The sequence below is a fragment of the Flavobacterium sp. NPDC079362 genome (assembly GCF_050267765.1).
GTDB classification, from domain to species: domain Bacteria; phylum Bacteroidota; class Bacteroidia; order Flavobacteriales; family Flavobacteriaceae; genus Flavobacterium; species Flavobacterium azizsancarii.
Genome location: NZ_JBNNFM010000008.1, coordinates 76678 through 102444 on the forward strand (window position 1 = coordinate 76678; position 25767 = coordinate 102444).

Genomic DNA, 25767 nt, shown 5'->3' on the forward strand with positions numbered 1-25767 from the left:
GTTAAGATTTTTTTTAGTGATGCAAAATTAAGAAAACAATTATATTATCTTAAAAAAGTGTAACATTTGATAAATAATTGAGTCTTATTGTAATAACTAAACGAAATTATTAACGTTTTCTTATCATATTTTACTTAATAAAAATGTTATTATTGTTTTAAAATTTAACAATACCATGATCGAAATAAAAGATTTACATAAGTCCTATAAAATGGGAAATTCAAAATTGCATGTCTTAAAAGGGATTAACTTTAATATCGCAGAAGGTGAATTAGTTGCGATTATGGGATCTTCAGGATCTGGGAAATCGACACTTTTAAATATTTTAGGAATTCTCGATGAAGCAGATTCTGGTAGTTATATTTTAGATAATACACCAATTAAAAATCTAAATGAAACGATAGCTTCGAGATATAGAAATAAATTTTTAGGATTTGTATTTCAATCGTTCAACTTAATAAATTATAAAACTGCCCTTGATAACGTTGCTATGCCCTTGTATTATCAAGGTGTAAAGAGAAAAGAACGTTATGATATTGCGATGAAATATCTAGAAAAAGTGGGTCTGGGAACACATTCTCATCATTTACCAAATGAACTTTCCGGAGGTCAAAAACAACGTGTTGCAATCGCAAGAGCTTTAGCATCGAACCCCAAAGTTTTATTGGCAGATGAGCCAACAGGAGCTTTGGATACTAAAACTTCGTATGAAGTTATGGAGCTTATCCAGGGAATTAATGATGAGGGCAAAACAATTTTGATTGTTACCCATGAACCGGATATTGCTGCAATGTGCAAAAGAAATGTAGTCCTGAAAGACGGATTGATTATCGATGATAAAATGGTAGAACAAGTTAGAGCTTCATCTTATGTTTAATATTGAGCGTTGGCAGGAAATATTTGAGGCAATCTCCAAAAACAGGTTAAGAACATTTCTTACCGGAGTTTCTGTAGCTTCAGGTATATTTATTTTGGTAATCTTGCTTGGTGCAGGTCAGGGACTTCAAAACGGAATTCAAAAACAATTCGAACAGGATGCTGTTGGGATTATTATCGTTTGGTCCGGTACTACAACAAAAGCATACAAAGGATTAAATCCGGGGAGACAAGTTCAGTTTAGAGATGGTGATTATAAAGAATCTGTACAAAAATTTGAAGATAAATTAGATTTGAGAGCCGCGACCTATAACTTTTGGGGTGGTGCGTTTTCTTATGGTAAAGAATCTGGAAGTTATCAGTTCAGAGGAGTTGATCCTGATTTTGCAGGTGTAGAAAATATTACTATTGTTCAGGGAAGGTTTGTCAATAGTAAAGATCTTGCTAATAATGAGAAAGTAGCTGCTATTGGGATGAAAGTGAAAACAGATTTGTTTAAAGATGCTGACCCTTTAGGAAAAGAGATTTTAATTAATAATGTTAATTTCAAAGTAGTAGGGGTTTTTACAGATCCCGGCGGAGAAAGAGAGGAAGCAAGAGCTTATTTACCTAAAACGACCGTGCAAAGAGCTTTTGGAGTAGGAGATAAGATAAGTAATCTGTTTTTTACTTTAAAAAAGACAGATAACTATGATGCGGCATTAGCACAATCTCAAAAATTCACCCAGGATTTAAAGGACTTACTTAAGAGTAGAAACACAGTTGCTCCCACTGATGATGGTGGAGTTGGTGTTTACAACTCTGTAGAAGAAGGAAAAAAGTTTTATGATTTAAATCTTTATATTAGATTATTTTTCTGGTGGGTTGGTATTTGTACTATTATTGCCGGAGTTGTAGGAGTAAGTAATATAATGCTTATTATAGTAAAAGAAAGAACGAAGGAAATTGGAATCAGAAAAGCGTTGGGAGCTTCGCCGATTTCTATTATTTCGATGATACTTCACGAATCTATTTTTATTACGACTATTGCTGGTTTTGTTGGATTATTGGCAAGTTTGTTATTGTTAGAATTTGTAGGCCCAATGATTAAAAGTGAATATTTTGTAAATCCTTCGGTAGATTTCGGTGTTGCATTAACTACATTGGCATTACTTGTCTTTGCAGGGGCACTTGCTGGATTTTTTCCAGCATACAGAGCGGCCAAAATAAAACCTATTGTAGCACTTAGAGACGAATAATTATGTTTAAGAAAGATAATTGGGACGAGATTTTAGAGGCTTTAACAGCCAACGTATTCAGAACGGTCCTAACTGCATTTGGAGTATTTTGGGGAATTTTTATTCTGGTAATATTACTTGCTGTGGGAAAAGGGCTTGAGAATGGAGTGAAAAAAGATTTTGACGGAATAGCGACTAATACAATGTTTATGTGGAGTCAGACCACATCAAAAGCATATAAAGGTTTGCCTAAAACACGCCGTTATGATTTTAGAAATAGTGATGTTGCGGCCTTAAGAGCTGCTTTTCCGGATTTATTATATGTTTCGCCAAGAAACCAATTGGGAAATTCTAATAGCGGAACCAATAATGTGGTACGTGGTACAAAAACATCTGCCTTTGCTGTTTATGGGGATTACCCTGAACTGATCAAGCAACAGCCAATGGATATTATAAAGGGACGTTTTGTAAATCAACAGGATATTCTCGAAAGACGAAAAGTAGCGGTGATTGGAAAAGGGGTTATCAGTGACCTTTATGGAAAAGAAGAAGAAGCTGTTGGTACTTATATAAAAATTAACGGAATCAATTTTATGGTTGTGGGAGTTTATAATTCTAAACAAACCGGTGGGAATGCAGAGGAAGAGCAAAAGAATATATTTGTGCCCTTTACTACTTTTCAGCAAGCTTTTAATTATGGAGACAAAGTAGGCTGGATGGCTCTTACAGCCATAGATGAAGTTTCGATTACAGATTTGAAACCAAAAATTTTAGATCAGATGAAAGTGCTTCATTCCATACATCCAAAGGATGATCGCGCTATTGGAAATTATGATATGTACGAACAGTTTGGAAAAGTACAAAGTTTGTTTGATATCTTAAATTTCATTGCTTATTTTGTAGGATCTTTAGTTTTGATTTCTGGTGTAATCGGAATCTCCAATATTATGCTGATTGTAGTTAAAGAACGTACCAAAGAAATCGGAATTCGCAGAGCATTAGGAGCTACCCCCGGAGCAATTCGTGGTCAGATTTTATCTGAATCTATTTTTTTGACTATTATCTCAGGAATGTTTGGTGTTGCTGTAGCAACTGGAGTTGTTGCTGTCCTGAATATGTTCTTAGATTCAATGCCTGCAGGAGATAATACTATGTTTGCTAACCCAAGCGTAGATTTAAGAGTAGTATTTGTTGCATTATTAATATTAGTAGGGTCTGGTTTGCTGGCAGGATTTATTCCGGCACAGACCGCAATTAATGTAAAGCCCGTAGATGCTTTACGAACAGAATAAATTATCAATCAAAATATAATCGATTAAACCAAAAACAAAATGAAAAAAGGAGTAACCGTAACCATTTTAATCTTCATTGCTATAGTTTTCTTTGGCGCACTATATTATTTGTACGCTAAAAATCAACAATCTCCAATTGTTTTTCAAACTGAAAAAGCAGAGGTTAAAACGATCGTAAAAACGGCAATTGCAACCGGAAACATTCAGCCTGATGAAGAAGTTCTCATCAAACCTAATATCTCAGGTATTATCGAAGAAGTGTATATCAAAGCAGGAGAAAAAATCAAAGCTGGCGATATGATTGCCAAAATTAGAGTTGTGGCTAATGTGTCTAATGTAAGCAGTACACAAAATCAGGTACAAACGGCTAAAATTGCTTTAGACAATCAGGAAAAAATCTACAAAAGACAAAAAACCTTATTTGATAAAGATGTAATTTCTGCAAATGATTTTGATGCAGCCCAATTGTCTTATACACAGGCGAAACAAAACTATCTGGCAGCGAAACAAAGTTTAGATATCGTAAAAACAGGTACAACAACCTCACTGGGAAATTATGCAAATACCTTAATTCGTTCTACAGTAACAGGAATGGTTTTAGCAGTTCCTGTAAAAGTAGGAAATCAGGTTATTGAAAGTAATAACTTTAATGAAGGAACTACTATTGCAAGTGTTGCAGATGTGGGAAGAATGATTTTTATTGGAAAAATTGATGAATCTGAAGTAGGTAAAATCAAAGAAAAAATGCCAATTGAGATTACAGTTGGAGCGATTGAAAATAAAAAGTTCGAAGCAGTTTTGACTGATATAGCCCCAAAAGGAGTAGTAGAAAATGGTGCTATTCAGTTTGAAATAAAAGCCAAATTAGAAAATAGAGACGCAACTTTTATCAGAGCCGGTTTGAGTGCAAATGCTTCTATTATTTTAGAGAAAGCGGATAAGGTTTTAGCAATAAAAGAATCATTAGTTCAATTTGATAAAAAAACTCAAAAGCCATATGTTGAAATTGAAACCGCTTCGAAGAAATTTCAACGAAGAGATTTAGTTTTAGGTGTTAGCGACGGAATTTATGTTCAGGTTAAAAGCGGAATTACATCTTCGGATAAAATTAAGATCTGGAATCAGGGATTGATTAATGAAGGAGAGAAAAAATAATTTGAAAGTATAAAAGAGTTTTTGGGGTTTAAAATGTTAAATTTGCGTAGCATCTTCTGCTATGCTTTCATTCAAAATATATGAAAATAAATAAATATAATAGTCTTGTTTTTGCCCTCTTGTTTGGGCTTGGTTTATCAGCTCAGGTACAATCGAAAAAATGGACATTAGAGGAATGTGTGCGTTATGCATTAGATAATAATATCACTATAAAATTATCAGAGTTAGATGTTAAAAATGCTGCGATTGATAAAAAAGGAGCATTGGGAAGTTTTCTTCCAGCAGTAAGCGGAACTGCTTCTCATTCCTGGAATATTGGTTTGAACGTTAATCCCGTGACCAATATTGCTACCACTCAAACGACACAATATTCTTCATTAGGAGCTAATGCAGGTATTGATATTTACAAAGGTTTGCAAAATCAAAACACTTATAGAAGAGCAAAACTTTCTATTATAGCATCGCAATATCAATTGCTGAAAATGCAGGAAGATATTTCGCTAAATGTGGCCAATGCATTTTTGGAAATCCTTTTTAATAAAGAAAACTTAAAAGTAAAAAAAGAACAATTATTGATTGATCAGAAACGTTTGGCACGTTCTCAGGAAATGGTGAATGCAGGAACAATTCCGCGTGGTGATCTATATGATTTGAAAGCTACTGAAGCTACTGATCAACAAGGTATAATTATTGCTGAAAACAGTTTGTTAATTTCTAAATTAAGTTTGGCACAGCTTTTACAATTAAAAGAGTTTACGGATTTTGATGTTGTAGATGATACAACTGCCAAGGATGAAAATAATATTCTGGCACAAACTCCAACTGATATTTACAATAAGGCAAAAGAAATAAGAACAGAATTGAAGCTGGCACAAACGAATCTTGAAGTTGCAGAGAAAAGTGTTGCTATTGCAAAAGGTGCTTTTCAGCCAACACTTAGGGGTTTTTATCAATTTAGTACAAGTGCAAGTTACAGCGATAGACTTATCGGAACTGATGGGAGTGGAAACCCAGTTTATGCAGGACCACATTCTGTTTTAGATCAGTTTAGTGATAACAAAGGACACAATTTTGGTTTTCAGCTAAATGTTCCTATTTTTAATGGCTTTTCAGTTAGAAATAATGTAGAAAGAAACAAGGTAAGTTTAGATAAATCTAAAATAGATTTAGAACAAAAAAGTTTAGATTTGCAACGTAACGTTTACACTGCTTTTACAGATGCAAAAGGAGCATTGAATACTTACGAATCATCAACTGTAACTTTAGAAGCAAGACAACAAGCTTACAACTATGCAAAAGAAAAGTACGATGTAGGTTTGATGAATTCATTCGATTTTACACAAGCTCAGACATTGTTAACCAATGCACAGTCAGATGTTATCAGAACAAAATACGATTACATGTTTAAAATAAAAATACTTGAATTCTATTTTGGAATTCCAATTGTCCCAATTATCACAAAATAATTTATTATGTCAAAAAAAACAATTTATTTCTTACTTGGTGGTGCTTTAGTTCTTATTATAGCATTAGTTAGTCTTTCGAAAGCAGGTGTAATAGGAAATAAAGATGAAGGGAAAGAAGTAGAAGTATCGAAAGTAATAGCTTCAACTATTGTGGAGACCGTTTCTGCAACAGGAAAAATTCAACCTGAAATCGAAGTAAAACTTTCTTCTATGGTTTCAGGCGAAATTATTGCCCTGAATGTAAAAGAAGGCCAGGTGGTTAAAAAAGGTGATTTGCTGGTTAAAATAAACCCGGATTTGTATACTTCAGGTTTAGACAGATCTCTTGCTAATTTATCAGGAACCAAAGCTGGTTTGACACAGTCTGAGGCTAGTTACAAGGAAGCGAAAGCAAGTTATGAGCGTAATAAAACATTATACGATAAAGGCGTAATCTCAAAATCAGATTGGGATAAAGCAATTTCTACTTATGAAGTAGCAAAAGCGACAAAACAAAATGCTTATTTTAATGTTCAAAGTGCTTCGGCATCTGTTACTGAAGCAAAAGATAATTTAGGACGTACCTTAATTTATGCACCTGCTGATGGAACAATTTCAGTATTAAATGTAGAATTAGGAGAGCGCGTTTTAGGAACGCAACAAATGGCAGGAACAGAGCTTTTAAGAGTAGCGAACCTAAACAACATGGAAGTTGAAGTTGATGTTAACGAAAATGATATTGTAAAAGTTAAAATTGGTGATGAAGCAAATGTCGAAGTTGATGCCTATTTAAAAAAGAAGTTTAAAGGTACTGTAACCAGTATTTCGAACTCAGCAAGTACAACCCTGACATCAGATCAGGTAACCAATTTTAAAGTTAAAGTTCGTATTTTAAAAGAATCATATCAGGATTTATTAGAAGGTAAACCTGATACATATTCGCCTTTTAGGCCTGGGATGACAGCAACTGTTGATATTATTACAAAAACAAAAGATAATGTTCTGGCAGTGCCTATTAGTGCCGTTGTTGTAAAATCTGATACCACCGCTGTGAAGAATGTTAAGATTGAAGAACCAAGCGATGATAAAAAAGTAACACCCAAAAGCGATAAGAAATTTGAGTGTGTTTTTGTAAAAGAAGGTGATAAGGCTAAAATTAGAATCATTAAGACAGGTATTCAGGATGATACCAATATTGAAGTGATGTCAGGATTAAAACCTGGAGATGTCGTGATTACCGGACCTTATACAACAGTTTCTAAAGAACTGAATTCCGGCGATAAAGTGAAGCTTAGAAAAGCAGATTTACCTAAGAAATAAATAAAAAATATCTTTAAGATAGTATCATCCTAAGAGTTCCGAGATTATGGAACACTTAGGATGATACAAATAATTAATTAAAAAAAATAAATACTTTGTCTTTTATTCTCAATATAGAAACTGCTACCAAAAATTGCTCCGTGTCCATTGCCAAAAACGGAGAAACAATTATATGTAAAGAAATTGCCGAAGAAGGATATTCTCATGCTGAAAAATTGCATGTTTTTATTGAAGAAGTAATTGCAGAGGCAGAAATTACAGTTCAGGATCTGGTTGCTGTTGCAGTAAGTCAGGGACCGGGTTCTTACACCGGTTTACGTATTGGAGTATCTGCAGCAAAAGGATTATGTTATGCATTAAATATTCCTTTGATCGCAATTGATACTTTGCAGACATTAGCTTCTCAGGCAAATGTTACCGAAGGTAAAATTATTCCGATGATTGATGCAAGAAGAATGGAAGTGTATAGTGAAATTTTTACTGCAGATTTAGAAATTGAAAGACCAATTGAGGCTGAAATTATTACAGAAGATTCTTTTAAGTATTTTACCGAAACAATCTATTTTGTGGGTGATTGTGCTGAGAAATGTAAAACTGTTTTAACTAGAGAAAACTTTGTATTTTTAGAAGAAATCAAATATCCCTCTGCTGCTGCAATGAGTAAAATCAGTTACAATAAATACCAAAAAAGCGACACTGTAGATGTCGCTTATTTTGAACCTTATTATTTAAAAGATTTTATGATGGCACCTCCATCAAAAAAACAATAATCCAATTTTATTTTTCAATTGTAAACGGCTGAAATGAAATTCCGGCCTCGTCTAAAGCTATTTTGCAATTTTCTAAAGTATCAGAAAAGACAGATCCGTAATCTCCTTTTTTTGCCCACGGGCGCACTGCAAAATCAACAGAATTTGCCGTTAGGTTTTTTACAAAAACTTCCGGTGCCGGATTTTTAAGCACTTTAGGATTACTGTTTAAAACACCCAGAAGGACTTCTTTTGCTTTTTTGATATCAGATTCGTATGAAACTGAAAATGTAAAATCGGCTCTTCGTTCTCCCTGCATAGAATAATTGATGATAGTTCCGTTTGATAAAGCGCCATTGGGCACAAATACGGTTTGATTGTTACCCATAAGCATCTTGGTAACAAAGATCTGAATTTCTACTACTGTTCCTGCAATACCTTGGGCTTCGATCGTATCTCCAACTTTAAAAGGTTTGAAAACGATAATTAGCATTCCTCCGGCAAAATTAGAAAGGGAACCCTGCAATGATAAACCTACGGCAAGTCCCATTGCTCCTAAAATGGCAACAAATGAGGAAGTTCCGATTCCAAGTTTGTCAATAACTGTTACAAATAATAAAATTCGGAGTGCCCATATTAAGATGTCCGAAAGAAACCTTGTTAAGGTAGGATCTAAATTTCTTTTGACCATCACTTTCGTGATAATTCTGTTTATTAATCTGATGGCATAGATACCAACAAATAAAATAATAAAAGCCGAAATTAATTTAGGCGAATAATCCACCAGTACTTCAATAAATTTAGTGAGGTAGCTGCTAACCTGATCAGGATTCATGTTCATGTTTTTTCGAATAAAAAAAACCTTCTCAAAGGAGAAGGCATATTAATACTGCAAATATAGAACTATTTATTTTTATAAGAAAAAATGAGCTTCTATTCCTTAGCAGGGATAGGATCAATAATTTGGTCAGCTGTAGTTTCAGTTTTTGCGCTAATATCAGCTACCGTTTCAGAAGCAACTGCTTTAGTATCACTGGTTAGTTCACTTGCCTTTTCTTTTACAGAATCGATTACATCACTTAATGAATCTGACGCTTTTTCGACATATTCACTTACAATTTCTTTAGCATTATGTGCATATTCTGATGCATTGTCAAGAATTGGTTCAGAAGCTTCTTTTACTTTTGCGATAGTTTCTTCTGCAAAAGTTTCTGCCTTCTCGATGTAAGGAGTAGCAGCTTCCTTAACTTGTTCAAATGTAGTTTCGGCTTGTGTTGCCAAATCAGAAGCAGAATCTTTGGCCGTGCCAAATAAATTCTTAAAAAATGAAGATAATCCCATGGTTTTATATTGATTAGTTTAGAATACAATATTAACTGTTTTTATAATAAGAATGAGGTAATAATTTATTGATAATTAGGCAGATATACGTTTAACGAAAAAAGCGCCTGCCAAATGGCAAACGCTTTTCCTATTTTCCTAAAATAAATTTTTATGCATTTATAGCTTCCACTTTAATAGCCTCATCGTTTAACATACTTTTCAGCATATTTTCGATTCCGCTTTTTAAAGTAAAAATAGAAGACGGACAACCGCTGCAAGCACCTTGTAGAATTACTTTTACCGTTTTGTCATCTTCATTATAAGAGTCAAAAGCAATATTTCCACCATCAGCCGCAACTGCCGGTTTTACATATTCTTCCAGAATATTAATGATTTGCTGCGATGTAGTATCTAGTTTGTCAAATGCTTCATCTTTAGTAATATCATTTTTAGTTGCCACTTCGATTAAGTTTTCATCTAAAACAGTTCCTCCGTTTTCGATAAATTGCTTAATAAAAGTTCTTACTTCCAATGTAATTTCATCCCAGTCGTTGATGTCATATTTCGTTACCGAAATATAGTTCTCATCAATAAAAACTTCTTTTACATAAGGAAATTTAAACAATTCCTTAGCCAATGGCGAAGAAGCAGTCTGATCTATGTTTTTATATTCAATAGCATTTTTAGTCAACATTCTGCTAACCACAAATTTTAATGCAGCAGGATTTGGTGTTGTTTCCCCGTAAACAGTAATAGGTTGTTTTTTAGGTTGGTTTTCATCCACTTTTATAATAACACCGCCTTTATCTACAAATGAAGTAATTTGCTCAGCAACAGCATCTTTTACATCATCCCATTCAACAATACTATATCTTTCGATAGCGATAAAATTTCCTGAGATATAGACTGTTTTTACAAACGGAAGATAAAATAATTGTTGTGCTAATGGTGATGCCTCGGCTTCATCAATATTTTTAAATTCGAAGTTTTGATTTTTTGTAATGAAATCTTCAAATTCAAACTTTAGTATAGCTGGATTTTGAGTTTCTTTTATGGTGATTTTTGTCATGATTTGTAATTTTTCACAAATTTAGTAAAGTTATTTTCTACTAATACCTATATTTGATTTTTTAATAAAATAATTAAGACTCTTTTCAAATAAATCGTATTAAATTATGAGAGTCTAAAAAATATTTAAACAAAATTGCCTTTATGGAATTTAAAATCAGGGTTTTATTTATTTTTCTCATAACAACATTTTATTCGTATTCGCAAGAAGGAATTCCAGTTTACTCTGATTATTTGTCAGATAACTACTACCTGATTCACCCCTCAATGGCGGGCGCTGCCAATTGTGCAAAAATAAGATTGACAGCCAGAAAACAATGGTTTGGTCAGGATGATGCACCTGCATTGCAAACCTTAACTTTTAACGGAAAAGTGGGAGAACGCTCAGGAGCCGGAATTATTATTTTTAATGATAAAAATGGTTACCATTCGCAAAAAGGAGTAAAGCTTACTTATGCTCATCATATCATGTTTTCGAGAGATGAACTCGATTTAAATCAGCTGTCTTTTGGTATTAGCGGGGGATTAATTCAAAGCCAGCTGGATGAAACCAAATTTGGAGGGACTTTTGATCCAATCGTTTTTGGTTCTATTCAAAAAGATTCCTATTTCAATGTTGATTTTGGAGCATCCTATAATTATCTTGATTTTTATGCCCATGCTACTGTACAGGGATTATTGGAAACCAGAAGAGAGTTGTATACGGATTATGAAAGTGATAACTTAAGAAAGTTTCTTTTTAGTGCCGGATATGTTTTTGGTAAAAGAGAGAATATTACCTGGGAACCATCGATTTTGCTTCAGATATTTGATAAAACGAAGCAGAAAACAATTGATTTCAACATAAAAGCTTACAAAAATATGGATTTTGGAAGTTTGTGGGCAGCATTGTCTTACAGAAGAAGTTTTGATGGTGCACAATACAGTACAGCAAGTGGTGTATCGGGTCAGAAATTGCAATACATTACACCTATAATAGGTTTAAATTATAATAATTTTATGTTTGCTTACACGTATTCACAAGTGACAGGCAATGTGAAATTTGATACTGGAGGATACCATCAAATTACTTTAGGAATCAATTTATTTTGTAAAAAGGAACGTTACGATTGTAATTGTCCCGCCATTAACTAAAATTTTTATTATGCTGATTAAATCTGTAAACGGAAAAACACCTTCTATTCCTGAGGATTGTTATGTTGCTGAAAATGCCACAATTGTTGGTGATGTTGTATTTGGGGATTCTTGCAGTGTTTGGTTTAATGCTGTTATCCGCGGAGATGTTAATTTTATATCGATAGGAAATAAGGTTAATATTCAGGACGGAGCTATTATTCATTGTACCTATCAAAAACATCCTACGATTATTGGTAATAATGTTTCTATAGGACATAATGCAATTGTGCACGGATGTACTATTCATGACAATGTTCTGATAGGAATGGGCGCCATCGTAATGGATAATTGTGTTGTAGAAAGTAATTCGATTATAGCTGCCGGTGCAGTTGTTACACAAAATACAGTTGTAGCTTCCGGGACTATTTATGCGGGCGTTCCGGCAAAGAAAGTAAAAGACATTGATCAATCAGATTTTGCAGGCGAAATTGAACGTATTTCGAACAATTATGTCATGTATTCAGGTTGGTTTAAAAACGAAGAATAAGCTAAAATCTCCAAAATAAAAAAATCCCAAATTCCAAAGATGTTTGACTTCTTATTGGAATTTGGGATTTTTTGTTTATTGGAATTTGACGATTTATAAATTGATTCTTTCGAAAAAAGAATTTTTATAGCTTTCGCTTATCGGAATTCGTTTGTCGCTAATCAAAACTTTATTTTTTTGTATTGATTTTACGTGTTTTATATTAATGATATAAGACCTGTGAATTCGGGAGAACCCTTTGCTTGAAAGTAAATTTTCCAGCTTTATTAAACTAATTAAAGTTAATGTGAATTTATTATCTGTGGTGTAAATTTTGACGTAATCTTTTAAACCTTCGATAAATAAAATATCCGAAAAATTCATTTTTACATTTTCGTATTCAGCCCTTACAAACATAAAATCCTGTTCCAGTTCAGGTGCAGTAGTACTTTCAGAAATGGCTTGGATGTTTGTTGACGGATTTAAAACCTGCTGCGCTCTGACAACTGATTTTAAGAAGCGGTGAAATGGAATTGGTTTTACCAGATAATCAACAGCTCCAAGATTAAAACCTTCAACGGCATAATCAGAATAAGCTGTTGTAAAAATTACTAAAGGTTTTTTCTCGATTGTATTCAGGAAATCAATTCCTGAAAAATGAGGCATCTCAATGTCAAGAAAAATCAAATCGACACTGTTCTGATTGATAAAGGAAACAGCATCAATAGCATTATTAAAAGTACTTATCAGTTCAAGTGAATCTACCTTTCGAACAAAATCTTCTAATAATTCAACTGCTAAAGGCTCATCGTCTATAATTACACATTTCATTTGCTAAGGTTTTGAATTTAAATTTTGCTTTGGCAGTCAAAAGTAGTTTTAAACCAGTAAATTAAGTTTTAAAATTATCATAAAATACTGACTAAGGCTTAATTATGTGTTTACCGTGATGGTTTTGCTGAGTGTGTAACCGTCTGTAAGATTGCCTGTTAGCGTCGCTAATTCATCGGATAAACTATCTGAGAAAACATTGTCTCTTGTGTTTGATGTGTCGGCCTGACCGTGTGCAACATAGTTTTCGCTCGAATAAACAGTACTCGAAACGGTTTCAGGAAAAGCAATTTGTGTTACTAAAAGTGATGCGCCGTTAGTGCTAAGAACTTCAATATGCACATGAGGTGCCCTGCCCTGATACCAACCCGGGAAAATCGAAATAAACGAAACTTCTCCTTTTGAATTAGTGGTTTGTCTTCCTCTTAAAAAATGAACCGATGTATAATCTTTTGGCTGCATTGATGTTCCGCCATATTCAGAATCCATCTTTATCACAATGCCAAACATCAACTAAAACACCTGATAGTGGTGAACAGTTATTATTTTTATTCTCGATTACTAAGTTTATAAGTAAAGCAACTCCAATTCGGTCTGATTTTATATTTTCTAGAACCAACTGACTTGGGGTTTTGATAGGGAATGGGCCTTTTGTTTCTGATGGGGAAACAGTGCAGCTTCCGTCTTCTGAAGAGCTGGAGCCGCTATCATCATGATCGTTTTTAGAACAGGATTCTAATAGTTTAGAAGCTGTTGCTAACGAAGCAATTCCTAAAATACTATTTCGGATAAATTTTTTTCTGTCCATAGTCAGCTTAATTAATTTATTGCAGTTTGAATTTTATCTAATTTTAAATTCAGATGTACACGGTAATATTGATTGTCCTGTGTCATGCTAAGTTCGTGAGCGTTTGGATAAAGCAAGTCCAGTCGATTTTGAATATTAACAAGTCCAATTCCCGAGTTTTCAGGATCTTTAACATAATTTTCGATCGTATTTTCGATCCAGAAATCAAGCGTGTTTTCGAGAATAAAAATTTTGATTTTTACATGGGCGGCACCTTTGTAATCCGTTCCATATTTAAAAGCATTTTCAACAAACGAAATCAATAACAAGGGTTCGATAAACTTGTTCCTGGTATCGCCATGAACATTGATAAAGATATCTTCGATATTGTTAAGTCTGAGTTTTTGTAATTCTATATAATTCTGGATATAATTGACTTCTTTTTCTAAAGCCACCGTTTTATTGTCAGTTTCATACAGCATATAGCGCATCAATTCTGATAATGTAACAATGGCATCAGGGACCAAATCAGATTTTTTGTGTGCCAGAGAATAGATACTATTTAATGAATTGAATAAAAAATGCGGATTAGTTTGTTTGCGTAAATAGATCAATTCAGTATTTGTTCGATGTGTTTCGGCAATTAACTTGTTTTGCTGATTGTTATAAAATTCTGTAAGCGTTCTAATAACGGCACTTATGGTAATAATTAAAATATAGAAAAATGAAGGGCCAATTTTAAAGAATAAAGGCGGCCTTGTTGCCAACGACATAGGTTTGAATCTTTTGTTTTTTAAAAACAGTTTAAGTTCTTCCGGAGGTGGCATCATTCGTGTCCTTGCAAACTTAATTTCAGGAATAAAATAATTAATTCTGATAATCATAAACAGCAGGATCACAGCAAAAACAAAAGTAAAATAAAGCCAGTATTTTTTCTCTAAAAGCAAGACAGGTACCAAATAAAAATAGTTCAGATAAAACAAAATAATTCCAGTAGTCCATTGTACATAAAAATCATTGTTGATCGCAAACGGACTTTCATAAAATTCAATTAATGAAGTCAGGATAAAGAATAACCAGATGATACTATGGAATAGAATTTTATTTGAGCTTGTATTTTTGATAATGTCTAGTGTCATTTATAATTTAATTTTTAATAAAATTAAATCATTTTTGGTTATGGTTGGTGATATGTTGTTGTTGAGTTTTTCTACAACTAAATGACCTACTTTTAAAGCATCACTTTCTGTCGAAAAACTTTTGTTATCGTTTATGACTGGAATAATAGCCTGCTTGATGATGATTTTGTTCTTTGTAGCGATCGAATAACCCCAACCTGACGTAGTTTTGAAGGCTTCGATTTTAAAAGTTTCATTTTTCGCACAGGCTAAAAATTGTAAAATAAGTATCGCAAGCAATACATTCTTCTGGATTTTACCCCAGAAGAATTGTTTTTGAATGTTAATTGTCATTGTCATTTTGCTCTTCTAGAGGTTTAAATTCCCAGGTATCATCAAAGTAAGTAGAACCCACTCTGCCCAGCATATAAAAACCACGATTATTGATTGCAAACCCAACAGCATCTGTTCTGGTAGCACCTTCCATAGGAGTTCTTTCTACCCATAAATCCGTTGCAGGATTGTATTCCCAGATTGTTTTTATGCTTTCTCCACCCACAACATAACCTAATCCGTTCATTGAAAAACCAGAGGCATTCGAACGAACGATTGCATAATCGTCATTGTAAGTGTAGTCGTCATCAGTATTTTTATTGATGTCGCGTTTTCTGGTCCATACTTCAGTAGCGGGATCAAATTCCCAGAAATCTTCCTGATAAACAGCATTGTTGCTTCCTGTTACTAAATAAGCTTTATCACCAATTACAAAAGTGGTAGCATTACGTCTTTTGTTTCCTCCAAATCCATTTACCAATGTCCATGAGTTTGTCAGGTCATTGTATTGATAGAAATCTTTTAGGTAATTCCCATCATATCCAGTTCCAAAATAAGCTTTTCCTCCCGCTTGAAAACCTACCGCACCAAAGCGGCCTGTTCCGGCAAAATCAGTTTTTTGAGTCCAGCTATTACTGGTAGGATCGTATTGATAAAAATCTTTCAATCTATTTGTTCCATCATATCCAAGACCAACATAACCTTTCTCGTTAAGCGTAAAACTAGATGCAGAACTTCTTCCAACTCCTGAAAAATCTGCCTTTTGTTCCCAATAGTCTCCAGAAGAATTATATGACCATAAATCTTTTAAATATACATCTCCCGTGTAACCTGTCGCTACATAAGCATAATCCCCAATAACAAAACTGGTTGCACTAGATCTGGCAGGTCCGTCAAATGCTGATTTTTTTACCCAGTTCCCCATTAAATCATCATCATCATTGTCGTTACTGCAGCCTATAAAAAAAAGACCGGAAAACAATGCCGAGAATAATATTCCTTTTTTAAAATTATTCATAGTGTATTAAATTTATTTATTGTTTGTATTTGATGCCAATTCCTAAAACACAACCATTACCGGTATTAAAATCATATACTTTATGATTGTCATTATCGATCAGATTGTATTTTTTATTAAAATCATACCCAGCCTTAAAATTTAGAAACCAGTTTTTGTCGACATTTCTTTCGTATTCAAGCGCTGACGTCATTTGTGATAAGCTAACTTTTGTGGCGTTCGTATTTAGATCGCTTTGAGAATCTAAATGATAAAAATTACCATTGAAGCTATTGCTCAGACTGAACTTATTTCGGATATTATTAGAATATGAAATCTTTGAATCCGGAAATCCAATCATCAAAGAACTTGCATTGCTTATTTGATAGTTTAGAGACAAAACAGGCATGAATTTAGGAGATCCAAAAACAGTTGTTCTGGCTGCCCCAATGTTGATAATTGTATTTGAATTTAAACGCTGCTTAATCTCAAAACTTCCCAAAACTGAAAATGCATCCATGTCTAAATTGCTTTGAAAATTTACTGTCGGGGTAATTGAAAAATTCAGACTTGTTGCATTTGAAATTTCATGAGAAAATTCAACCTTGTTTTTAATCTGATTAAATCGATCCAAATTCTCATACGGATTATTATAATGGTCTATTTCATAATTCACTTTCAGATTCGAATACTCTAGTGTGTTTGTTATCTTGTTTTTTACGCCTATTTTCTTGTTAAACGATATACCGATATTGGTTTCGTTAAAATCAATTTTGTCAGTTGGTTCTGTTTTTACATTCATGTTAACTGAAAAGCTCTCCTGAGCTTTCATGTTGAAAATTGAAATCAAAAAAATCGACCAAATTAAAAACCTTGTTTTCATTACTTGTTTATTGGTTCAAAAGTAGGAGGGTAATGGTTTTAAAAAAAAGAAGATATATGTATGCCACTTTTTGATAGACTAAACAGCCTTTTTTAAGGTTGAATGAATTATTAGCGAGCATTTATCTATTGTAGATCGTTTTTTGCTGTTTATAGGGTAAAAAGGCGTGACTGTATATGTTATAGTGTAGTGCAGAAGAGTGCATTTTATATTTGTTCAAAAAATTGATTATGCACAAGTTTATATTGATGATGTTTTTGGCTGTGACCGCAATTTCATGCGGAACAGATGCTGATGCCGGCGAATTTGTTGTTGGATCTGATTATCTGGCTGTTGGTAATAAAGTTATTTTAATTGATACCCTGACAGTCGAAATGTCTACGATTAATTTTGATTCTCTTGTTACTTCGAATCAAAACCGAATTTTGATTGGGAATTATGAAGATCCAATTTATGGGAAGGTAAAATCGAACAGCTATTTTCAATTATCAGGAGAATCATATCTGTTAAAAAGTAGTGGATCTGATACAGAAACGACCAATTATGTTTTTGATTCGATTGCAATGATTCTAAAATATGATAACTATTATTATGGTGATACTACAAAGGTGCAAACGTTCGATATTCATCGAGTGACTCAACGGGTAAGACCCAATACTGATGATTATAGTTTTTATAATAATTCGACTTTAAGTTATAGTGATGAAAGCCTCGGAACAATTTCATACAAGCCAAGGCCAACCGAAAAAGACTCTATTAATATTAAAATGAGTGATGTGTTTGGTGCGGCACTTTTTCAGAAATTAAAGAAAAAAGAAATTACAGACTTTGATACTTTTACTGAGTATCTAAAGGGTTTGGTTTTGGTGCCATCAACATCTAATTCATCCAGCGTTACGGGTTTTCATGTTGCAACAAGTAAGATACGAATGTATTATTCAAAGTATCAGGCAGGGGCAGAAGAAGTTCCTTTTATTATAGATTTTACGATTCTGGATGCCGGAAAGCAATTCAATTCAATTTCATCAGATAAAACCGGAACCTTACTTGAAAACTTACCTATTTCGACTGGTAAGTTGTCAAGCTCATTAACAAACCGGCAGGGATTTATTCAGTCAGGAACAGGAGTAGCCTGCAGGATTGATTTCCCCAATATTAAACAGCTCAAACATATTTCAGCAAACGGAGCAATTGTAGATGCTCAGATATTCCTGAGAGCCGTTAATAATACCTATTCGCAAAAATATCCTCTGGCAGATTCCCTACAGGTTTATGTAGGCGATAATTTAAATAGAATTAGTGCCTCATTAGTAAATTCTGCGGGCAAAACGATTTTTGGTACTCTGAATAAAAAAAGTGATGAGTTTAATGAGAATGTTGGTTATACAATTCCAATTGGTGCTTTTTTACAGAAAGAAATGCTGAAGCAATCTGATTCCAGATCTTCTCTCATTCTAACATTACCGGGGCTTTCTAAATCCGTAAACCGCGTTGTTTTGGGAGATCAGAAACATGAGAACAATAAAATCCAAATTAAAATTTATTACATCTCCTATTAAATGAAAAGTAAAATAGCATATTTAGGTGGCGCCATTTTGATGTCGCTAACTTCATTTTCTCAAAGTATTTCAAGTTCTCCTTATTCATTATACGGAGTTGGTAGTGTCTATGATGCTGATTTTGGAGTAATTCCTTCAATTGGTTCCTCAGGAATGGCTTTACCGTCAGATACTTTTATAAATAATCTAAATCCGGCATCTTTGGGCTATTTGCCCCAAAATCACTTTATGTTTGATATTGGTGGAAAAGCGATTTCAACAACTTACGAAAGTGGTTCAAAAAGTGAAAGCCGTAATAACTTTCAATTCTCGCATATTGCTCTTGCTTTTCCGGTTACTAAAAATTCCGGATTTAGTGTTTCGCTTCGACCATATTCAAGTGCTGCATTCAAAATTTCTAATTTAAAATTACCAATAGAAAATAGTCAGGATTTTTATTATTTAACTGCCGTAGGTTCAGGAGGATTAAATAATTTTGATTTTTCATACGGATACCGATTCGGGAAAAAATTAGCTGTAGGAGCATCCGCAGCTGTGTTGTTTGGAAATACCACTGATGATAGACATTTTTTGATAATGAATTCTATTACCAGTATTCAAAAAAAGACAACTTATAATGGTGTAAGAGCGACATTAGGAGCACAGTATAAAATTGATTCTACATTTACTATTGCGACAACATTTAAGCTTCCAACTCAAATTAAAGCGGCTAAAGTTCAAACGGTTCAAACAATTACTGATGAGGTCGTAACAACCGTAGAGTCTAATGTGGCTTCTGATACAGATGATTATTATATGCCTTTAGAAATGGGTGTTGGGATTAGTAAGCGCTTTAAAAACAATTTGAATATGACACTGGATTATGAGAAGAGTTTATGGAGTGATAGTAATCAATCTGAATTATATGGAAATTTTGTGAACCAGGATCGATTTGCACTTGGATTTACATATAGTAGTAAAAAGAATATTCGAAAATATTGGGATAGGGTTCAATATGCCACAGGTGTGAATTTTGATACCGGCTATCTTGAGGTTGACGGAAAAAGGGTGAATAACGCAGCGATTTCTGTTGGACTTACCTTGCCAATAGATAATACGTATTCGGCTTTGCATATTTCATATTCATACGGACAAAAAGGAAGGGTTTCAGATAATTTGATCAAAGAAAATTATCATAAAATATCACTTAATTTATCATTGGATGGGATTTGGTTCATCAAACGAAAAATAGACTAGGACACCTAATATCTAAAAGTCTTTTTCGATTACAGGATATTTATAACCTAAGATTGATTTTAAAACTTCAGGATTCGAATTGACATAAAATACAGGATCACTTTTTTGCTGGTCTGTAAAACCAACTTTTTCACGCAAAATATTCTGAGTCTGTCTTGCTACAGCCTCTCCGGAATCTATAATATGAATATGCTCCGGCAGGATTTTTTTAATCTGAGGGATTAAGTAGGGGTAGTGGCTGCACCCTAAAACAAGATAATCAATATTAGCATCGATCATGGGTTGCAAATAGGATTCTAATAATTGCGTCATTTCTGGCGAATTCAGATTACCATCTTCAATAAGCTGAACAAGTCCATAGCCAACTTGTTCAATTATTTTGGTGTTTTGAAACATTTCTGCTGTCTTATTAAATAGCTCACTATTCAGTGTTCCTTTTGTGGCTAAAATGCCAATAACTTGTGTTTTCGAATTATTAGCGGCAGGCTTTATTGCAGGTTCAATTCCTATAAACGGAATATCATAATCAGCACGAAGTTCCAGAATTGCATTTGTTGTGGCAGTATTACAGGCGATAACAATCAGTTTGCAATTCATGTCCAGTAAAAAATCAACATTCTTTTTGCTTAACGCAACAATCTCTTCTTTGGTTCTCTGACCGTAAGGAGCATTTTTACTATCGGCAAGGTAAATAGTTTTTTCGTTTGGAAGTAAGTTATGAATGGCATTCCAAATGGAAGTTCCTCCAATACCGGAATCAAAAACGCCTATAGGATTGTTATTCGTCATAATGCAAATTTAGTGTTTTTTGAAATAAATCTATATTCCAATTTACGTGAAATGTGCGAATTTTTCGGTTTTTCGGTTTTAATTTAATGTAAAAAAAAACTGCTTAAAACTTTTGAAAGTTTAAGCAGTTTTTTTTATTTTAAGGAAACTGTTTTTTAGAATCCTAAATCTTTTTTTACATCAGCAGTAATGTTTGGACCATCAGCTAATAAAAGAGTAGAACCATCTAATACATATTGGAAACCTTTAGCTTTTCCAACTTTTGAGATAGAAGCTCTCACTTTTTCCATTAATGGTTTTACGATGTCAGTTTCTTTTTGTTGTAATTCTTTTTGAGCGTTGTCTCTGTAATCAACGATTCTTTTTTGCATGTCCTGAACTTCTTTAGAACGTTCTCCGTTTACAGCATCAGTTACAGTTGCAGCTTCACCTTCATACTTTTTGATTTTTACTTGGTATTCGTCAACCATTTTTTTGTATTCAGCATCGTATGTACCACTTAATTTTTGTAGTTGATTTTGTGCATCCAGCATTGCAGGCATTTTCGACATGATCTCGCTAACATCAACATGAGCTACCTTAGCTTGTGCGTTCATTGTGTTACTTGCTCCTAAAATTAGTATTGCAGCAATTAGTAAAGTTTTGATTTGTTTCATCATTTTTAAAATATTAATTAATTATTGGTCGTATTTGCTTTTTGTGTTTCGGCCTCTTTTGCTTTTTTAGCCGCTTCGCGTTCTTCTAAAATTTTCTTTCTTCTTTCTTCTAATTCTTTTTTACGCTGTTCGTAAAGTTTTTGTCTTTCTTCAGCTTTATTTACTGCCGGATCAGCGGTTGTTGTTTCAGTAGATGTGGCTGCAGGTTTTGCTGTTGCGTCAGTTTTAGTTGCATCTGTTTTGGCTGGTTCAGAAACCGTGCCATTTTTTTTAGCTTCCCTTTCTGCTGCAATTGCTTTCCTTCTGTCGTCGTATTCTTTTTTCTTGGCTTCCTGTTCTAATCGTCTGTCCTCAATTAATTTCTCTCTGGCCGTTCTTTTCTCTTCTAGTGCTTTTTGTCTGTCCTGCAATGCCGGATTTTCATCAATGGCATTTTCGATACTTTCTTTAGCTTCCTGATCTTTCAATTGTTTTTTAGTCAGTTGCTCTCTCTTATCAGTTCTGTTTAAAACACGTATTACCTGATCGCTTATGTCAAATCTTTTGTTACTGAAAAGCATTGTCAGATCAGATGATTTGTCAAAGATAAAATCATAATTTTTAGCTTCAGCAATATCCTGAACAGCAGTAAAAACCTGATCTTGTATTGGTTTTGCCAACGAAGCTTTTTGATGCATTAAATTCCCATTAGCTCCAAATTGCTTTTCCTGATAAGTCAACATTTCATCTTCAAGAAATTTAATCTCTGTTTCCCTTTCATCAATAAGCTCTTTAGTAAGTAAAGCTCTTTCTGCTTTAAGACCTTCTTTAAGAGTTGTAATGTCTAGTTTTTTAGCTTCTATTTCTTGTTTCCACTTTTGGGCTTTAAGCTCCAACTGAGATTTTGCTTCTTTATAATCAGAGACATTCTCTAAAATATACTCCATGTCAATGTAACCAATCCTTGTCGTTCTAGTCTGAGCGTTACTTGTATTTACAACAATCACGGCCAAAAACATAAATAAAAATTGCTTTCTCATAACATTAGTATATTTTAAATTTTTAAACAAATGTATTAAAAATTCTACTAAAATTGTTGTCCAATGATAAAGTGAATTTCTTTACCGTGTGCTTTTGTTTCTCCTGGTTGAGGATCGAAACCGTAACCCCAGTCAATACCTAATAATCCAAATGCAGGCATGAATACACGTAAACCAACACCAGCAGAGCGGTAAAGGTCAAAAGGGTTATAATCTTTAAAGGTTGGATATGATGATCCAGCTTCTAAGAAAGCCAACGCATAAATAGATGCAGATGATTTTAATGTAATTGGGTAACGTAATTCCATAGAGAACTTATTATAAATAGTTGCTCCAATTTGCTCATTTCTTGAATTTACAGGAGTTAGTGAATTATTTTCATAACCTCTTAATCCAATAGTTTCTCTACCATCCATTGAGTACATAGCCATTCCGTCTCCTCCTAAATAGAAACGCTCAAATGGTACATCACCTCTTGCCTGGTCATAAGCACCTAAGAAACCAAATTCAGTTAATGTTCTTAGAACTAATTTACCATATAGTTTAGTATACCAGTCTGCTTTAAATTTAATTTTATAATATTCTAACCAATTGTATTTCTTTTGATCGACTTTCCCCTGATCAGTATCTGCACTTGCATAATCAGATCCAACACTTACAGTACCTGATTGTCCGTTGATAGTTTCCGTTTTAACGTAGTCTCCAGTGTTAAGTGGTTTACCATCTACTCCTGAAGTTGGAGCTCCCGTATATTGTGATTTGTATTCTTTTTGATTTTGTAAGTCTCCGTATTTAACTCCATTAAATAATGAATATGGAGGTGTAAGTTTTGCAGAAACACTAAAATCAGAACCGTATGTCGGGAATATTGGGTTAACCCCTTTATTACTTCTTGAAAGTCCAATTGTATACGCTAAGTTTCTTGACGCTCCGTTACCAAAGGTAAATAAACCTGTATTATAGTTATTTAAATCATAATGTTGGTAACTCACAGATTGTGATAATACAAAATAATCATCCGGCACAGTAAGACGTTTTGCTAAACCAACTTGTAATGTCAGGATGTTAAAACTCTTGCTTTTATCTACAGTTCTTGTAGCGTAGTTGTTTAAGAACTGCTTACTATACGAGATAGATGAACTAAATTGTACTGGTTTTTTTCCTCCAAACCATGGTTCTGAGAATGATAAACTATACGTCTGGAAATAAGTACTTCCTTGTAAACGAAGTGCTACTTTTTGACCATCTCCCATTGGTAATGGTTTATAAGATTCCTTGTTGAATATGTTTCTTGCCGAGAAGTTGTTGAAAGATAATCCTAAGGTTCCAATGAAACCTCCACCACCGTAACCTCCTTGAAGTTCAACCTGGCTTGATCCTTTTTCTACAACGTGATATTCAATATCAACAGTTCCTGCTGCAGCATCAACATTTTTGAATTTTGGATCAATAGCTTCAGGATCAAAGAATCCTAATTGTCCAATTTCACGAATAGTTCTAACCAATTGTTCTTTACTGTACTTTTCTCCCGGTTTAGTTCTAAGTTCACGGTATATAACGTGGTCATTAGTTTTATCGTTTCCTACTACAGATATTTTGTTGAAGTAAGCGATAGGACCTTCTGTAACTCTAATTTCAAAATCGATAGTATCGTTTACCGTTTTTACCTCTACAGCATTGATGTTAGAGAACAAATAACCATTGTTTTGGTATAAGTTTGTAATGTCTTCTGCGTCAGGTTTTGTTTTGTCAGCAATACGTTTTTCAAGTAAAACACCATTATAAGTTTCCCCTTTTTTGATTCCTAAATAACGATTTAACAGCTGATCAGAATAAACAGTATTTCCTAAGAATTTAATATTACCAAAGTAGTATTTGTTTCCTTCTTCCATTTTAATTTTGATGGCAAGCATATTCTTCTTCTTGTTGTAAGTAACAGAATCATAAATAATACGTGCATCACGATATCCTTTTTCTTTATAAGAAGCTACAACCTTCTCTAAGTCAGTTTTGTATTTTTCAGGAATAAATTTTGAAGATTTTAAAATGCGGAGTACATTTTTTTGCTTAGTATCTTTCATAGCAGATCTTAATTGGTTACTGCTAAGTTGCTTGTTGCCAATGAAGTCGATGCTGCTAATTTTTACTTTATCACCTTTGTCTACCCGAACAAGCATATTTACATGATGCCCATTAATGGTGTCAGGAGTATTTGTAATAGTAACTTTGGTGTTATAAAAACCGTCTTTTTTGTATTTGTTTTCTATGTAATTTTTGGTAGTCGTAACTAAGTTTTCGTTTACAATTTTGTTTTTGGTCAAATTGTTGTCCTTAATTAATCCTTCGATTTTGTTTTTCTTAATACCAACAAATTTTACTTCATTTAGTTTAGGAAGTTCAACAATATTCAGATCCAGATAGATACTGTCATTGTCTATTTTATTTACATAAAAGGATATTTCATCAAATAGGCCAAGTTTACCTAATTTTTTGATAGCACCACTTATTTCTTCTCCGGGTACAGTTATTTCCTGTCCTTTTTGAAGGCCTGAAAAGGTAACTACGGTTTGTTCATTGAAGCTTATTTTACCAACAACAGAAACTTTAGCAAGAATATATTTTTTTCCCTGATCAAAAGGAACTCTTTCTTGTGCTTTTATTTGTGAAAAACTACCCAAAAGAAGTAGGGTAAGGACTATTTGTACTCTTTTTTGTAACACTAAAATATTATTTAATTTGTTCACTGGTTTTTCCAAATCTACGTTCTCTTTTTTGATAACTAATAATAGCCTCATATAAATCTTGATCTTTAAAGTCTGGCCACAAGACATTAGTAAAATATAATTCTGCATAGGCAATTTGCCACAGCAAAAAATTACTTATTCTATGTTCTCCACTTGTTCGTATTAATAAATCTACGTCAGGTAAATTTTGCGTGTAAAGATGCTCATTTATAATTGAATCGTCAATACTGTCTATTGAAATTATATTATTTTTAACTTTATCACTGATGATTCTCACGGCATTTACCAATTCTTCTCTTGATCCGTAACTTAAAGCAAGAGTTAGCGTAAGACGTGTGTTATTTTTTGTTTTGTCAATTACATCCAGCAGCTCTTTTTGAGCTGATTTTGGTAATTTGTCAAGGTTTCCAATTGCATTAAGTTTGATGTTGTTTTCTTGTAAAGTACCAAGCTCTTTTTTTAATGAATTGATTAAAATTCTCATTAATGCTTCGACTTCAAGTTTTGGACGATTCCAGTTTTCTGTAGAAAAAGCATATAGCGTTAAATACTCGATGCCAAGTTTAGCACAAGTAGTAATTGTTTTTTTTACAGATTTTGTTCCGTTCTCGTGACCAAATGCTCTTAAAAAACCTTGTTGTTTTGCCCAACGTCCATTTCCGTCCATAATAATGGCCAGATGTTTGGGTAAGTTTGTTTGATCTATAGAGTCTAGTAAATTCATTTTA

At 33.5% G+C, this 25767-nt stretch carries 26 protein-coding genes; 11 read left to right on the plus strand and 15 right to left on the minus strand.

All coding sequences use genetic code 11. The features are described from left to right. The first annotated feature begins 175 nt into the window (after nucleotides 1-175). From ACQKCJ_RS09660 to tsaB, 7 genes are all read left to right on the plus strand, one after another. Nucleotides 176-877, plus strand: a complete 702-nt coding sequence (locus ACQKCJ_RS09660; RefSeq protein ID WP_271336797.1) for an ABC transporter ATP-binding protein — start codon at nucleotides 176-178, stop codon at nucleotides 875-877. After that, nucleotides 870-2114: an ABC transporter permease gene (locus tag ACQKCJ_RS09665; protein WP_271336796.1), complete on the plus strand. Its 1245-nt coding sequence runs from the start codon at nucleotides 870-872 to the stop codon at nucleotides 2112-2114. The genes ACQKCJ_RS09660 and ACQKCJ_RS09665 overlap by 8 nt, the downstream gene beginning before the upstream one ends. A 2-nt stretch (nucleotides 2115-2116) precedes the next feature. Then, nucleotides 2117-3385, plus strand: coding sequence for an ABC transporter permease (locus tag ACQKCJ_RS09670; RefSeq protein ID WP_427401926.1), 1269 nt, complete (start codon nucleotides 2117-2119; stop codon nucleotides 3383-3385). Nucleotides 3386-3424: 39 nt separating this feature from the next. Beyond that, nucleotides 3425-4540, plus strand: a complete 1116-nt coding sequence (locus ACQKCJ_RS09675; protein ID WP_271336794.1) for an efflux RND transporter periplasmic adaptor subunit — start codon at nucleotides 3425-3427, stop codon at nucleotides 4538-4540. 80 nt (nucleotides 4541-4620) lie between these two features. After that, nucleotides 4621-6006, plus strand: a complete 1386-nt coding sequence (locus ACQKCJ_RS09680; protein ID WP_427401927.1) for a TolC family protein — start codon at nucleotides 4621-4623, stop codon at nucleotides 6004-6006. A 6-nt stretch (nucleotides 6007-6012) separates the two neighbouring features. After that, complete coding sequence (locus ACQKCJ_RS09685) at nucleotides 6013-7305, plus strand: efflux RND transporter periplasmic adaptor subunit (protein WP_271336792.1); 1293 nt, start codon at nucleotides 6013-6015, stop codon at nucleotides 7303-7305. Between the two features lie 95 nt (nucleotides 7306-7400). After that, nucleotides 7401-8075, plus strand: a complete 675-nt coding sequence (tsaB, locus tag ACQKCJ_RS09690) for a tRNA (adenosine(37)-N6)-threonylcarbamoyltransferase complex dimerization subunit type 1 TsaB (protein ID WP_427401928.1) — start codon at nucleotides 7401-7403, stop codon at nucleotides 8073-8075. 7 nt (nucleotides 8076-8082) lie between these two features. On the opposite strand, the gene ACQKCJ_RS09695 is transcribed toward tsaB, so the two are convergent. From ACQKCJ_RS09695 to ACQKCJ_RS09705, 3 genes are all read right to left on the minus strand, one after another. Further along, nucleotides 8083-8895, minus strand: coding sequence for a mechanosensitive ion channel family protein (locus ACQKCJ_RS09695; RefSeq protein ID WP_427401929.1), 813 nt, complete (start codon nucleotides 8893-8895; stop codon nucleotides 8083-8085). 92 nt (nucleotides 8896-8987) lie between these two features. Further along, complete coding sequence (locus ACQKCJ_RS09700) at nucleotides 8988-9395, minus strand: YtxH domain-containing protein (protein WP_427401930.1); 408 nt, start codon at nucleotides 9393-9395, stop codon at nucleotides 8988-8990. A 151-nt stretch (nucleotides 9396-9546) separates the two neighbouring features. After that, complete coding sequence (locus tag ACQKCJ_RS09705; protein WP_427401931.1) at nucleotides 9547-10446, minus strand: NifU family protein; 900 nt, start codon at nucleotides 10444-10446, stop codon at nucleotides 9547-9549. 143 nt (nucleotides 10447-10589) lie between these two features. On the opposite strand from ACQKCJ_RS09705, the gene ACQKCJ_RS09710 reads away from it, so the two are divergent. Together ACQKCJ_RS09710 and ACQKCJ_RS09715 are read left to right on the plus strand one after the other, a co-directional pair. Next, on the plus strand, nucleotides 10590-11579 hold the full coding sequence (locus tag ACQKCJ_RS09710) for a PorP/SprF family type IX secretion system membrane protein (protein ID WP_427401932.1): 990 nt from the start codon (nucleotides 10590-10592) through the stop codon (nucleotides 11577-11579). A 10-nt stretch (nucleotides 11580-11589) separates the two neighbouring features. Continuing rightward, on the plus strand, nucleotides 11590-12108 hold the full coding sequence (locus ACQKCJ_RS09715) for a gamma carbonic anhydrase family protein (protein ID WP_271336786.1): 519 nt from the start codon (nucleotides 11590-11592) through the stop codon (nucleotides 12106-12108). Nucleotides 12109-12201: 93 nt separating this feature from the next. Here ACQKCJ_RS09715 and ACQKCJ_RS09720 read toward each other — a convergent pair whose 3' ends face one another. From ACQKCJ_RS09720 to ACQKCJ_RS09750, 7 genes are all read right to left on the minus strand, one after another. Beyond that, nucleotides 12202-12918 carry a LytR/AlgR family response regulator transcription factor gene (locus ACQKCJ_RS09720; RefSeq protein WP_271336785.1) on the minus strand — a complete coding sequence of 239 codons (717 nt, stop codon included), beginning with the start codon at nucleotides 12916-12918 and terminating at the stop codon, nucleotides 12202-12204. 102 nt (nucleotides 12919-13020) lie between these two features. After that, nucleotides 13021-13407: a protocatechuate 3,4-dioxygenase gene (locus ACQKCJ_RS09725; RefSeq protein ID WP_427401933.1), complete on the minus strand. Its 387-nt coding sequence runs from the start codon at nucleotides 13405-13407 to the stop codon at nucleotides 13021-13023. Beyond that, nucleotides 13397-13726: a hypothetical protein gene (locus ACQKCJ_RS09730; RefSeq protein ID WP_427401934.1), complete on the minus strand. Its 330-nt coding sequence runs from the start codon at nucleotides 13724-13726 to the stop codon at nucleotides 13397-13399. The genes ACQKCJ_RS09725 and ACQKCJ_RS09730 overlap by 11 nt, the downstream gene beginning before the upstream one ends. Before the next feature lie 11 nt (nucleotides 13727-13737). Continuing rightward, nucleotides 13738-14844: a sensor histidine kinase gene (locus ACQKCJ_RS09735; RefSeq protein ID WP_427401935.1), complete on the minus strand. Its 1107-nt coding sequence runs from the start codon at nucleotides 14842-14844 to the stop codon at nucleotides 13738-13740. After that, on the minus strand, nucleotides 14845-15177 hold the full coding sequence (locus tag ACQKCJ_RS09740; protein ID WP_271336782.1) for a DUF4907 domain-containing protein: 333 nt from the start codon (nucleotides 15175-15177) through the stop codon (nucleotides 14845-14847). Next, a complete protein-coding gene (locus tag ACQKCJ_RS09745; RefSeq protein ID WP_271336781.1) occupies nucleotides 15167-16174 on the minus strand; it encodes a Kelch repeat-containing protein in 1008 nt (335 codons plus the stop codon). Before ACQKCJ_RS09745 ends, ACQKCJ_RS09740 begins: the two co-directional genes overlap by 11 nt. 16 nt (nucleotides 16175-16190) lie before the next feature. After that, nucleotides 16191-17036 (minus strand): DUF6268 family outer membrane beta-barrel protein, encoded by an 846-nt coding sequence (locus ACQKCJ_RS09750; RefSeq protein WP_427401936.1) that lies wholly within the window; start codon nucleotides 17034-17036, stop codon nucleotides 16191-16193. 230 nt (nucleotides 17037-17266) lie between these two features. On the opposite strand from ACQKCJ_RS09750, the gene ACQKCJ_RS09755 reads away from it, so the two are divergent. Then, a complete protein-coding gene (locus tag ACQKCJ_RS09755; protein ID WP_271336779.1) occupies nucleotides 17267-18595 on the plus strand; it encodes a DUF4270 family protein in 1329 nt (442 codons plus the stop codon). Beyond that, nucleotides 18596-19831, plus strand: coding sequence for an aromatic hydrocarbon degradation protein (locus ACQKCJ_RS09760; RefSeq protein ID WP_271336778.1), 1236 nt, complete (start codon nucleotides 18596-18598; stop codon nucleotides 19829-19831). Nucleotides 19832-19843: 12 nt separating this feature from the next. Here ACQKCJ_RS09760 and murI read toward each other — a convergent pair whose 3' ends face one another. The 5 genes from murI to ACQKCJ_RS09785 form a co-directional block, all read right to left on the minus strand. Next, the gene (gene murI, locus ACQKCJ_RS09765) at nucleotides 19844-20620 is read right to left on the minus strand and encodes a glutamate racemase (RefSeq protein ID WP_271336776.1); all 777 of its coding nucleotides are present in this window, start codon (nucleotides 20618-20620) and stop codon (nucleotides 19844-19846) included. A gap of 155 nt (nucleotides 20621-20775) precedes the next feature. After that, a complete protein-coding gene (locus tag ACQKCJ_RS09770) occupies nucleotides 20776-21279 on the minus strand; it encodes an OmpH family outer membrane protein (RefSeq protein WP_394773828.1) in 504 nt (167 codons plus the stop codon). Nucleotides 21280-21293: 14 nt separating this feature from the next. Continuing rightward, complete coding sequence (locus ACQKCJ_RS09775) at nucleotides 21294-22295, minus strand: OmpH family outer membrane protein (RefSeq protein ID WP_271336774.1); 1002 nt, start codon at nucleotides 22293-22295, stop codon at nucleotides 21294-21296. 47 nt (nucleotides 22296-22342) lie between these two features. Beyond that, nucleotides 22343-25090, minus strand: a complete 2748-nt coding sequence (locus tag ACQKCJ_RS09780; RefSeq protein ID WP_271336773.1) for a BamA/OMP85 family outer membrane protein — start codon at nucleotides 25088-25090, stop codon at nucleotides 22343-22345. Continuing rightward, entirely contained in the window at nucleotides 25023-25763 is a 741-nt protein-coding gene (locus ACQKCJ_RS09785; RefSeq protein ID WP_271336772.1) for an isoprenyl transferase, read from the minus strand. The genes ACQKCJ_RS09780 and ACQKCJ_RS09785 overlap by 68 nt, the downstream gene beginning before the upstream one ends. Nucleotides 25764-25767: the final 4 nt, after the last annotated feature.

Excerpts from the sequence above, each read along its gene's own strand:
- ACQKCJ_RS09730 (WP_427401934.1), bottom strand. The coding sequence starts at position 13,726 with ATGGACAGAAAAAAATTTATCCGAAATAGTATTTTAGGAATTGCTTCG.
- ACQKCJ_RS09675 (WP_271336794.1), top strand. The coding sequence starts at position 3,425 with ATGAAAAAAGGAGTAACCGTAACCATTTTAATCTTCATTGCTATAGTT.
- ACQKCJ_RS09725 (WP_427401933.1), bottom strand. The coding sequence starts at position 13,407 with ATGGATTCTGAATATGGCGGAACATCAATGCAGCCAAAAGATTATACA.
- ACQKCJ_RS09755 (WP_271336779.1), top strand. The coding sequence starts at position 17,267 with ATGCACAAGTTTATATTGATGATGTTTTTGGCTGTGACCGCAATTTCA.
- ACQKCJ_RS09680 (WP_427401927.1), top strand. The coding sequence starts at position 4,621 with ATGAAAATAAATAAATATAATAGTCTTGTTTTTGCCCTCTTGTTTGGG.
- ACQKCJ_RS09775 (WP_271336774.1), bottom strand. The coding sequence starts at position 22,295 with ATGAGAAAGCAATTTTTATTTATGTTTTTGGCCGTGATTGTTGTAAAT.
- ACQKCJ_RS09660 (WP_271336797.1), top strand. The coding sequence starts at position 176 with ATGATCGAAATAAAAGATTTACATAAGTCCTATAAAATGGGAAATTCA.
- ACQKCJ_RS09720 (WP_271336785.1), bottom strand. The coding sequence starts at position 12,918 with ATGAAATGTGTAATTATAGACGATGAGCCTTTAGCAGTTGAATTATTA.
- ACQKCJ_RS09705 (WP_427401931.1), bottom strand. The coding sequence starts at position 10,446 with ATGACAAAAATCACCATAAAAGAAACTCAAAATCCAGCTATACTAAAG.
- ACQKCJ_RS09665 (WP_271336796.1), top strand. The coding sequence starts at position 870 with ATGTTTAATATTGAGCGTTGGCAGGAAATATTTGAGGCAATCTCCAAA.
- ACQKCJ_RS09740 (WP_271336782.1), bottom strand. The coding sequence starts at position 15,177 with ATGACAATTAACATTCAAAAACAATTCTTCTGGGGTAAAATCCAGAAG.
- ACQKCJ_RS09695 (WP_427401929.1), bottom strand. The coding sequence starts at position 8,895 with ATGAACATGAATCCTGATCAGGTTAGCAGCTACCTCACTAAATTTATT.
- ACQKCJ_RS09715 (WP_271336786.1), top strand. The coding sequence starts at position 11,590 with ATGCTGATTAAATCTGTAAACGGAAAAACACCTTCTATTCCTGAGGAT.
- ACQKCJ_RS09710 (WP_427401932.1), top strand. The coding sequence starts at position 10,590 with ATGGAATTTAAAATCAGGGTTTTATTTATTTTTCTCATAACAACATTT.
- ACQKCJ_RS09785 (WP_271336772.1), bottom strand. The coding sequence starts at position 25,763 with ATGAATTTACTAGACTCTATAGATCAAACAAACTTACCCAAACATCTG.
- ACQKCJ_RS09685 (WP_271336792.1), top strand. The coding sequence starts at position 6,013 with ATGTCAAAAAAAACAATTTATTTCTTACTTGGTGGTGCTTTAGTTCTT.
- ACQKCJ_RS09670 (WP_427401926.1), top strand. The coding sequence starts at position 2,117 with ATGTTTAAGAAAGATAATTGGGACGAGATTTTAGAGGCTTTAACAGCC.
- ACQKCJ_RS09700 (WP_427401930.1), bottom strand. The coding sequence starts at position 9,395 with ATGGGATTATCTTCATTTTTTAAGAATTTATTTGGCACGGCCAAAGAT.
- murI (WP_271336776.1), bottom strand. The coding sequence starts at position 20,620 with ATGACGAATAACAATCCTATAGGCGTTTTTGATTCCGGTATTGGAGGA.
- ACQKCJ_RS09770 (WP_394773828.1), bottom strand. The coding sequence starts at position 21,279 with ATGATGAAACAAATCAAAACTTTACTAATTGCTGCAATACTAATTTTA.
- ACQKCJ_RS09745 (WP_271336781.1), bottom strand. The coding sequence starts at position 16,174 with ATGAATAATTTTAAAAAAGGAATATTATTCTCGGCATTGTTTTCCGGT.
- ACQKCJ_RS09750 (WP_427401936.1), bottom strand. The coding sequence starts at position 17,036 with ATGAAAACAAGGTTTTTAATTTGGTCGATTTTTTTGATTTCAATTTTC.
- ACQKCJ_RS09760 (WP_271336778.1), top strand. The coding sequence starts at position 18,596 with ATGAAAAGTAAAATAGCATATTTAGGTGGCGCCATTTTGATGTCGCTA.
- ACQKCJ_RS09735 (WP_427401935.1), bottom strand. The coding sequence starts at position 14,844 with ATGACACTAGACATTATCAAAAATACAAGCTCAAATAAAATTCTATTC.
- ACQKCJ_RS09780 (WP_271336773.1), bottom strand. The coding sequence starts at position 25,090 with ATGAGGCTATTATTAGTTATCAAAAAAGAGAACGTAGATTTGGAAAAA.